This window comes from Streptomyces sp. (genome assembly GCF_036566765.1).
Classification (GTDB): domain Bacteria; phylum Actinomycetota; class Actinomycetes; order Streptomycetales; family Streptomycetaceae; genus Streptomyces.
This window is the reverse complement of record NZ_DATCVQ010000432.1, coordinates 1-6,702: the sequence shown is the minus strand read 5'-3', so window position 1 is coordinate 6,702 and position 6,702 is coordinate 1. Positions and strand designations below refer to the sequence as shown.

The window sequence follows — 6,702 nt, the reverse complement described above, 5'->3', positions numbered from 1 at the left end:
CAGCAGCCGCAGCGCCGTCGCCACGTCCCCGCTCAGCAGCGCGGCCGCGCCGCACTCGCGGAACGCGAGCGAGGCCGCGCACGCCGTCTCGTACGTCGCCGCGACCGGGGAGACCGGCGAGGCGGACGGGGCCTCGGCGAGGCAGATCAGATGGATGCCGGCCGCCGCCCCCGCGCCGGCGAGCCGCGCGGTGGTCTCGCGCAGCGCCGACGAGCCGGGGTCGCCGTCCACGATCACGACCGTGCGCGGCCCCTCGTAGACCGCCGCGGCCTTCGCGACCGCCGCCCGGTCGGCGCTCGGCCAGCCCTGGCCGAGCGGGCCGTCGTCCAGACGGCGGGTCAGCTCGGCGGTGCGGGCTGCCGCCTGCTCGCGGTCGTACGCGAGCAGCAGCCGGCAGTCCTGGCCGTGCGCGGGCCGCAGATGGGGGAGCCAGCCGAGCCAGCCCCAGGCCCGCCGCCGCTCTTCGAGCGGGCGGCCGCGGTCGGCGGCGATCAGCACGATCTCCAGGTCGGCGGGGGAGTGCAGCGCGGCGAGCTGCGCCACGACGGAGCGGGCGAGCCCGGCGAGCCGGTCGCCCGGTCCGGCCAGGCCCAGGGACCCGGCCTCGCGCAGTCCGACGGTCACCGGGACCGCCGGCAGCTCGGCCCGGTCCGCCGTGCCGAGCCGGACCACCAGCGCCTCCGCGTGGTCCGGGCCGCGCTCCCACAGCCGGGGGCCCGGGCCGAGCGCGGTGAGCAGTACGGCGGCGGGGTCGGGCCAGGTGTCGGGGGCGGTGAGCGGTCCGGCGGGCTCGGGCGCCGGGCCCGAGGGCGCGCCGCCCGTGGGCAGCGGCAGCTCGTCCTTGGCCCCGGCGAACCGGCGCGCCCACGCGCCGAGTCCGCGCTTCTTGCCGCCGCCGTCGGGGAGTTGGGCGCCTCGGGTCGGCGCGCCCTGCCGCCGGGTCTGCCCCGTCCTGCTGTGCGCGACGCCGGGGTCGGCTTCGTTGTCGCGGGCGCGGCCGTGGGTGTCCTGGTCGGTCTCGTACGTGCCGGAGGCCGCGGAACCGGTCCTCGTGCCGGAGCCGGCCGAACCGGGTCCCGTACCGGAGCCGGCACCGGCTCCCGTACCGCCCCCCTGCGCCAGCGCCTCGTACGACACGCCCCGCCCGCCGTGGGTCCGGTCGTCCGCGCCGCTCCCCGTGTGCGGGGCCGTGTGTCCGTACCCGCCGCGCGCGCCGGTGGACACCGTCCCGCCCGACACCGGGCCCTCGGGGACCTCATGGCCCTCCGCCGCGGGCGCGCCGCCGGCCGGCTCGCCGGGGCGGGAGACGCGCAGATGGCCCTCGCCGTCCGGGGTGGTGGGGACGGGGTCCGCGCCGTAGGAGGTCGGGGGCGTCAGGCGGAGGGCGGACTCGCCGAGGCGGAGCAGCGCCCCGGGGGCCAGTGACACCGGGCGGTCGCCGACCTCCGCGCCGTCCAGCATCGTGCCGTTCGTCGAGCCGAGGTCCGCGACCGTGACGCGGCCGTCGGACCCGACCGTGACCGTGCAGTGCAGACGGGAGACGTCCGGGTCGTCCAGCGGAACGTCGGCGTCCAGGGAGCGGCCCACCCGGATCGCGCCGCCGTGCAGCAGGTGCACCCCGCCCGCGTCCGGCCCCGCCACCACGTGCAGCCGGGCCGCGACGCCCTCGTCGGCCGTCTCCTGCGCCCCGGGACCGGGTCCGCCCAGGGACAGCACCGCACCGTCGACCAGCGGCGGCTCGCCCAGCGCGCAGCGCTGCGCGTCGAGCCGCTCATGACCCGCGTACAGCACGACGGGGCCCGAGGTGTCAGGACCGGAGACGGCCGCGCCGAGACCCGAGGCCACGGCGGCCAGCGCCGTACCCGCTGGGGCGGTGACGAGCACGTCGCAGGAACGCCCGGCGGAGCCGGAGTGGCCGCTGTGAGGCGGCGCGAGGACGGTCAGCCGGATCTGCATCGCCGTCAGCGGTCCCTTCTGCGCGGCGCGCCCGGCAGGGGAACGTCCGGCGGACCGGTGCCTCCCCCTGACCCGGCACGGACGCGTCGTCCGGTACAGGTCGGCACGGAACGAGGGGCTCCCGACCCCATGTCGCGACGTGCTGTAGGCATCCTTGCACCTGCCGCTGACAACCCGCCCCCGGGTCGGCCTCAAACGATCTTGAATGGTCGGCTGTGGACGCAAAAGTGCCTGGTTGCGTGCGTCACGCGACCCTTCCGGCAACCACCGGTACGACAAACGCGTCTTGTTCCCCAGCATGATTCGGACAAGTCCGACGACAGTCCGATGGCGGTCAGGAGGCTGTCCCGGCGACCGTCCGGCGTCGGAATCCGACCCCCGGTGTTCGGGCCGTGACCCGTTCGGCGGCACTAAAGTGGGTCGGACACCCGGAGCGGTCACAACAGATGAAACGACCCCCGGGAGCCCCGACAGGGACCCCCAGGACCACGATCAGCAGGGAGCGCGTGACGTGCGGCCAATCGGCAGCAAGTACCTGCTCGAGGAGCCGCTCGGCCGCGGCGCCACGGGCACCGTCTGGCGAGCCCGCCAGCGCGAGGCGGCGGGCGCCGAGGCGGCCGTGCCGGGCCAGCCCGGCGAGACCGTGGCGATCAAGGTCCTGAAGGAGGAGCTGGCCAACGACGCGGACATCGTCATGCGCTTCCTGCGCGAGCGGTCCGTGTTGCTCCGGCTCACCCACCCCAACATCGTGCGGACCCGCGACCTGGTCGTCGAGGGCGATGTCCTCGCCCTGGTGATGGACCTCGTCGACGGGCCCGACCTGCACCGCTACATCCGGGAGAACGGCCCGCTCACGCCGGTCGCCGCCGCCCTGCTCACCGCGCAGATCGCCGACGCCCTCGCGGCCAGCCACGCCGACGGCGTGGTCCACCGCGACCTCAAGCCGGCCAACGTCCTGCTCGCCGAGCGCGACGGCCAGATGCACCCGATGCTCACCGACTTCGGCATCGCGCGCCTCGCCGACTCCCCGGGCCTGACCCGCACCCACGAGTTCGTCGGCACCCCCGCGTACGTGGCCCCGGAGTCCGCCGAGGGCCGCCCGCAGACCTCCGCCGTCGACGTCTACGGCGCGGGCATCCTGCTGTACGAGCTGGTCACCGGCCGGCCCCCGTTCGGCGGCGGCACCGCCCTGGAGGTGCTGCACCAGCACCTCAGCGAGGAGCCGCGCCGTCCCTCCACCGTCCCCGGCCCGCTGTGGACGGTCATAGAGCGCTGCCTGAGCAAGACCCCCGAGCGGCGGCCCAGCGCCCAGAACCTGGCCCGCGGCCTGCGCGCGGTCGCCGCCGGCATCGGCGTGCACGCGACCCCGGCCCAGATCGAGGCTGCCGAGGGCGTGGGCGCGCTGCTCGCCCCCGACCCGGCCCCCGCGCCCGTACCGGGGACCCCCGCGGTACCCGGCGCCGCCGACGCGACCCAGGTGCTGCCGAGCGGCGCCGCCTCGCAGTACGACCCCGGCGCCGCGACCAGCGTCATGCCCCTGAACGCGGCCGGGGGCGCCGACCCGACCACGGTCATGCCCCCCGTGCCCCCGCGCCCGGACGGCCCCCCGCAGCCGCAGCCCGAGGACCCGCACCCCTGGCAGAACCAGCTGCGCGCGGTCCGGGACCGCAACGAGCAGACCCAGATGCAGTACCTGGACCCGGACGACGACCCGCTGCGCCGCCGCCCCCAGCGCCGGCCCACACAGCCGCCGCCGTACCAGCCCCAGCAGCAGCCGTACCAGCAGCAGCCTCCGCAGCCGTACCAGCAGCCGGCCCCGCGCCGACAGCAGCAGCAGCGGCCGCCGCAGCGCCAGCAGTACGCGCCGCCGCCGCAGCAGCAGCAGTACGCGCCCCCGCAGCCGCCGCCCCAGCAGCCCGCGCCGCGTCCGCCGCGCGAGCCGCGCCAGCCGCGGCAGCGCAGCGCCAACCCGATGCGCATCCCGGGACTCGGCTGCCTCAAGGGCTGCCTGTTCATGATCGTGATCTTCGTGGTCGCGGGCTGGCTGATCTGGGAGTTCACCGGGTTGCAGGACCTGGTGGCCGAGGGCAAGAGCTACTGGGAGGCCATCGGCGACGGCATCGACTCCTTCACCGGCTGGGTGGACGAGATCACCAGCAGCGACCCGACGGGCGGTACGGGCCAGTAACAGCCGGTACGTGACGGTGTGCATCGAGCGACTCCGCCGGTGCGTGTCGAGCAACTCTGCCGATTTGTCGACTTCCCGGGGGTGAATTCCGCCCGGGAGTCGAGACCGGCGAGGGAGGCCGCGTAACTTTGACGCGAACTCCAGCCGCTGAGGGAGCAGTCTTGGCACGGAATATCGGCAGCCGCTACACGGCCCACCAGATCCTCGGGCGGGGCAGCGCCGGCACGGTGTGGCTCGGCGAGGGCCCCGACGGCCCCGTCGCCATCAAACTGCTGCGCGAGGACCTGGCCTCCGACCAGGAGCTCGTCGGGCGCTTCGTCCAGGAGCGCACGGCCCTGCTCGGGCTCGACCACCCCCACGTCGTCGCCGTCCGCGACCTCGTCGTCGACGGCAACGACCTGGCCCTCGTCATGGACCTGGTCCGCGGCACGGACCTGCGCACCCGCCTCGACCGCGAGCGCCGGCTCGCCCCCGAAGCCGCCGTCGCGATCATCGCCGACGTCGCCGACGGCCTGGCCGCCGCGCACGCGGCCGGGGTCGTGCACCGGGACGTCAAGCCGGAGAACATCCTGCTCGACATGGAGGGCCCGCTCGGCCCCGGCGGCGCGCACCCCGCGCTCCTCACCGACTTCGGCGTCGCCAAGCTGATCGACACCCCGCGGCGCACCAAGGCGACCCGGATCATCGGCACCCCGGACTACCTGGCCCCCGAGATCGTCGAGGGCCTGCCGCCGCGCGCCGCCGTCGACATCTACGCCCTGGCCACCGTGCTGTACGAACTGCTGGCCGGCTTCACGCCGTTCGGCGGCGGGCACCCGGGCGCGGTGCTGCGCCGGCACGTCACCGAGACGGTCGTGCCGCTCCCCGGCATCCCCGAGGAGCTGTGGCAGCTGATCGTCCAGTGCCTGGCGAAGGCCCCCGCCTCCCGACTGCGCGCCTCGGAGCTGGCCGCCCGGCTGCGCGACGTCCTGCCGCTGCTCGCCGGCATCCCGCCGCTGGACGTCGACGAGCCGGACGCGGAGCCGACGTCCTCGGAGCCGTACGAGGAGGAGCCGCACGCCACCCGCGGCGGCGAGCCGGCTCCGCGCCGCGCCTCCGTGCCGCTGGTCCCGGGCGCGTCCCCGGACTCCAACCGGGACACCCACACCTCGATGCGCGTCCCGGCCCCCGACGAGCTGTCCGGCGGCCCCCTGGGCACGGCCAGGGCCCCCCGCCCCGCCGGAGCCCGCCGACCCGGCTCGGCCCGCCACAAGGCGGAGACGGTGCGCAAGCGCCGCATCACGCTCTCGGTGGCCGCGGTCGTGCTCGCGGCGGCGGTCGGCGCTGGCGGGTATCTGGCGACGAGCGGCGATACCGGGGGTGCGCCGGAGGACTCCAAGCAGACGTCGCAGCCGTAGCGGGGCCCCGGGGAGGTCCAGGTCCTTGCGCGGAGCCGTTACGCTGGACGCGTGGCAGTCGTCGATGTATCCGAAGAGCTGAAGTCCCTCTCCTCGACCATGGGGTCGATCGAGGCCGTTCTGGACCTCGAAAAGCTGAGGGCAGACATCGCCGTGCTCGAGGAGCAGGCCGCGGCCCCGTCCCTGTGGGACGACCCGGAGGCGGCGCAGAAGATCACGAGCAAGCTTTCGCACCTCCAGGCCGAGGTCCGCAAGACCGAGGCGCTGCGCGGGCGCATCGACGACCTCGCGGTGCTCTTCGAGCTCGCCGAGGAGATGGACGACCCGGACACCCGCGTCGAGGCGGAGACGGAGCTCGTCTCCGTCCGCAAGGCGCTGGACGAGATGGAAGTCCGCACGCTCCTCTCCGGCGAGTACGACGAGCGCGAGGCGCTCGTGAACATCCGCGCCGAGGCCGGCGGCGTCGACGCCGCGGACTTCGCAGAGCAGCTCCAGCGCATGTACCTGCGCTGGGCCGAACGGCACGGCTACGGCACCGAGGTGTACGAGACCTCGTACGCGGAAGAGGCCGGCATCAAGTCGACCACCTTCGTGGTGAAGGCCCCGTACGCCTACGGCACGCTCTCCGTCGAGCAGGGCACGCACCGCCTGGTCCGCATCTCCCCGTTCGACAACCAGGGCCGCCGCCAGACGTCCTTCGCGGGCGTCGAGGTGCTCCCGGTCGTCGAGCAGTCCGACCACGTCGAGATCGACGAGTCGGAGCTCCGCGTCGACGTGTACCGCGCGTCCGGCCCGGGCGGCCAGGGCGTCAACACGACCGACTCGGCGGTGCGCATCACGCACCTCCCGACCGGCATCGTCGTCTCCTGCCAGAACGAGCGCTCGCAGATCCAGAACAAGGCCAGCGCCATGAACGTCCTCCAGGCCAAGCTCCTGGAGCGCCAGCGCCAGGAGGAGCGCGCCAGGATGGACGCCCTCAAGGGCGACGGCGGCAGCTCCTGGGGCAACCAGATGCGCTCGTACGTCCTCCACCCGTACCAGATGGTCAAGGACCTCCGCACGGAGTTCGAGGTCGGCAACCCCCAGTCCGTCCTCGACGGCGAGATCGACGGCTTCCTGGAGGCCGGCATCCGCTGGCGCAAGCAGACGGAGAAGTAACCC

General features: G+C 75.0%; 4 protein-coding genes. 3 read left to right on the top strand and 1 reads right to left on the bottom strand.

What is annotated here, in order from left to right:
* Positions 1-1,956 (bottom strand): FHA domain-containing protein (locus VIU94_RS25620; RefSeq protein WP_331914552.1); only part of this gene is annotated, 1,956 nt, incomplete at its 3' end.
* A 511-nt stretch (positions 1,957-2,467) separates the two neighbouring features.
* On the opposite strand from VIU94_RS25620, the gene VIU94_RS25615 reads away from it, so the two are divergent.
* The 3 genes from VIU94_RS25615 to prfB all read left to right on the top strand — a co-directional run bounded on the left by VIU94_RS25615 (position 2,468) and on the right by prfB (position 6,699).
* Entirely contained in the window at positions 2,468-4,144 is a 1,677-nt protein-coding gene (locus VIU94_RS25615) for a serine/threonine-protein kinase (RefSeq protein ID WP_331914550.1), read from the top strand.
* A gap of 161 nt (positions 4,145-4,305) precedes the next feature.
* Positions 4,306-5,541, top strand: a complete 1,236-nt coding sequence (locus VIU94_RS25610; RefSeq protein WP_331914549.1) for a serine/threonine-protein kinase — start codon at positions 4,306-4,308, stop codon at positions 5,539-5,541.
* 51 nt (positions 5,542-5,592) lie between these two features.
* Positions 5,593-6,699, top strand: coding sequence for a peptide chain release factor 2 (gene prfB, locus VIU94_RS25605; protein ID WP_331914548.1), 1,107 nt, complete (start codon positions 5,593-5,595; stop codon positions 6,697-6,699).
* Positions 6,700-6,702 lie beyond the last annotated feature (3 nt).